Source organism: Mesorhizobium sp. M7A.F.Ca.US.002.01.1.1 (genome assembly GCF_004022955.1).
GTDB classification, from domain to species: domain Bacteria; phylum Pseudomonadota; class Alphaproteobacteria; order Rhizobiales; family Rhizobiaceae; genus Mesorhizobium; species Mesorhizobium ciceri.
In genome coordinates, this window is sequence record NZ_RZQE01000656.1 from 1 (window position 1) to 2,628 (window position 2,628).

A 2,628-nucleotide genomic window follows, 5' to 3' on the forward strand; every position below is an offset into this window, starting at 1 on the left:
CCCGAGCGGCCAGCCGCGACATCACCGCCGAGGTGTAGCCCGAGCCGGTGCCGATCTCGAGCACGCGGTTGCCCTGCTCGATGGTGAGTGCGGCGATCACCGCCGCCTGCATGTCGGCGCCTTCGATCGCCTCGCCGCATTCGATCGGCAGCATGCGGTCCGACCAGGCGATCTGATGGAACTGGGCCGCCAGGAAGCCGCGCCGCGGCGTCGCCTCGAAGGCCGCGATCAGCGCCTTCGGCACAGTCCCCCGGCCGCGCAGACGCAGCAGAAAGGCGGCAAAACCTTCGCGGTCGTCGATCGGGAGGCCCTGGTTCATGCGAGCGCCTTGCTCAGTTGGTCACGGATTTCATGGGCGGTAAGGTCGAGCTGCAGCGGCGTCACCGACACCAGCCGGTTGCGCAAGGCGTAGAGGTCGGTGCCTTGCTTGCCTTCGACCGGCTCGCGGCCGAAACGCAGCCAGTAGTAAGGCAGGCCGCGCCCGTCACGGCGCTCGTCGACCCACAGGGAGTGCACGAGCTTGCCCTGCGAGGTGACCACCGTGCCTGCGACTTCCTCGGGCGTGCAGTTGGGAAAATTGACGTTGAGCAGCACGCCGTCCGGCAATGGCGTCGCGACAAGTTTCTTCAGCAGCGCCGGCGCCAGCGCCTCCGTCGTCTCGTAGGGCACGACGCGATCTTCGCCGACATAGCTGTACCCCTGGCTGAGCGCGATCGAGCGAATGCCGAGCAGCGCGCCCTCCATGGCGCCGGCGACGGTGCCGGAATAGGTGACATCGTCGGCGATGTTGGCGCCCGAATTGATGCCGGACAGGATCAGGTCGGGTGCGCCAGGCAGGATCTTCTTGACGCCCATGATGACGCAATCGGTCGGCGTGCCGCGCACGGCAAAATGCTTCTCGCCAATCTTGCGCAGCCGCAGCGGCTCCGAGATCGACAGCGAATGCGCATAGCCGGACTGGTCCTGCTCGGGCGCCACCACCCAGACATCGTCGGACAGCGTACGTGCGACGCGTTCGAGCGACGCCAGGCCCTCGGCATGAATGCCGTCGTCATTGGTCAGGAGGATACGCATTATTTCGCTTCGATCTTTTCCAGACCGCCCATGTAAGGCCGCAGCACTTCAGGAATGGTTACGCTGCCATCCTCGTTCTGGTAGTTTTCGATGACGGCGATGAGCGCGCGGCCGACGGCTGTGCCCGAGCCGTTGAGCGTGTGGACGAAGCGGTTGCCCTTGCCGTCCTTGTCCTTGTAGCGGGCGTCCATGCGGCGTGCCTGGAAATCGCCGCACACCGAGCAGGACGAGATTTCGCGATAGGCGTTCTGGCCGGGCAGCCAGACCTCGATGTCATAGGTCTTGCGTGCGCCAAAACCCATGTCGCCGGTGCACAGCGTCATGGTGCGGAACGGCAGGCCGAGCCGTTTCAGCACTTCCTCGGCGCATTGCGTCATCCGCTCATGCTCGGCAAGTGACGATTCCTGATCGGTGATCGACACCAGCTCGACCTTGTAGAACTGATGCTGGCGCAGCATGCCGCGCGTGTCGCGCCCGGCCGAACCCGCTTCCGAACGGAAGCACGGCGTCAGCGCGGTGTAGCGCAGCGGCAGTTTTTCATGCGCGGTGATCTCTTCCCGCACCAGGTTGGTGAGCGGGACTTCGGCGGTGGGGATCAGGCCAAGCCTGCCCTCCCCGTGCGGCGTGAAGAACAGATCTTCCTCGAACTTCGGCAATTGGTTGGTGCCGAACAAAACATTATCCTTGACCATCAACGGCGGGATCACTTCTTCGTAGCCGTGTTCGGTCGTATGCAGGTCCAGCATGAACTGGCCGAGCGCGCGCTCCATCCGCGCCAGTCCGCTTTTCAGCACCGTAAAGCGCGAGCCCGACAGCTTTGCCGCGCGCTCGAAATCCATCATGCCGAGCGCTTCGCCGATCTCAAAGTGCTCCTTCACCCAGTTCGGCCGCGTCGGTACCTTGCCGACGATGTGCTTGACGACATTGTCGTGCTCGTCCTTGCCGACAGGCACGTCGTCGAACGGTACGTTGGGCAGCACCGCCAGCGCATCGTTCAGCGCCTTGTCGAGCTCGCGTTCGCGCGCCTCGCCGTTCTGGATGAAGACCTTGATCTCGCCGACTTCGGCTTTCAGCGTCTCGGCCAGGGCGGCATCGCCCGAACGCATGGCGTTGCCGATCTCCTTCGACGCGGCATTGCGGCGCTCCTGCTTGGTCTGTAGCTCGGTAACGTGTTCGCGCCGCGCCTCGTCCGAGGCGATCAGCCCGCCGACCGTGGACTGCGCCTCGTCAGCCGACCACGAGCGCTTCACCAGCGCCTCGACAAGGGCCTTCGGGTTGTCGCGAATCCATTTGATGTCAAGCATGGTTTGAACGCTCCGGGGTAGCATGTCGCCCAAAGTGCGCAGCGGTTTGGGACAACGACATGCTTCAAACAAAAGTGAAACGCATCGCTTTCAGTGCGATGCGTTTCAGCCAGAGGGCGTAAACCGCATCCTCGATCGATGCAAGATGGGGCATGGGGAACGCAAGCATGCGATCACGCTTTGACGCGCTTTCGGCTGAGGGCGGAGGAGAGCCTGAAATGAAAAACCCGCCTCTACGGCGGGGGGCCGG

General features: G+C 63.9%; 3 protein-coding genes and 1 pseudogene. All 4 read right to left on the reverse strand.

Features of this window, described 5'->3' with window-relative positions; all coding sequences use genetic code 11:
• Positions 1–319: pseudogene (pcm, locus tag EN932_RS33605) on the reverse strand (protein-L-isoaspartate O-methyltransferase); the annotation flags it as partial.
• Positions 316–1,074: a 5'/3'-nucleotidase SurE gene (gene surE / locus EN932_RS33610; protein WP_024503850.1), complete on the reverse strand. Its 759-nt coding sequence runs from the start codon at positions 1,072–1,074 to the stop codon at positions 316–318. The gene surE and the pseudogene pcm, both read right to left, overlap by 4 nt.
• Positions 1,074–2,378, reverse strand: a complete 1,305-nt coding sequence (gene serS, locus EN932_RS33615) for a serine--tRNA ligase (protein ID WP_127367245.1) — start codon at positions 2,376–2,378, stop codon at positions 1,074–1,076. The genes surE and serS overlap by 1 nt, the downstream gene beginning before the upstream one ends.
• Positions 2,379–2,442: 64 nt before the next feature.
• On the reverse strand, positions 2,443–2,628 hold a 186-nt coding region (locus EN932_RS38525; RefSeq protein ID WP_206524376.1), incomplete at its 5' end, for a hypothetical protein.

Coding starts and splice junctions, on each gene's coding strand:
- surE (WP_024503850.1), bottom strand. CDS start 1,074: ATGCGTATCCTCCTGACCAATGACGACGGCATTCATGCCGAGGGCCTG.
- serS (WP_127367245.1), bottom strand. CDS start 2,378: ATGCTTGACATCAAATGGATTCGCGACAACCCGAAGGCCCTTGTCGAG.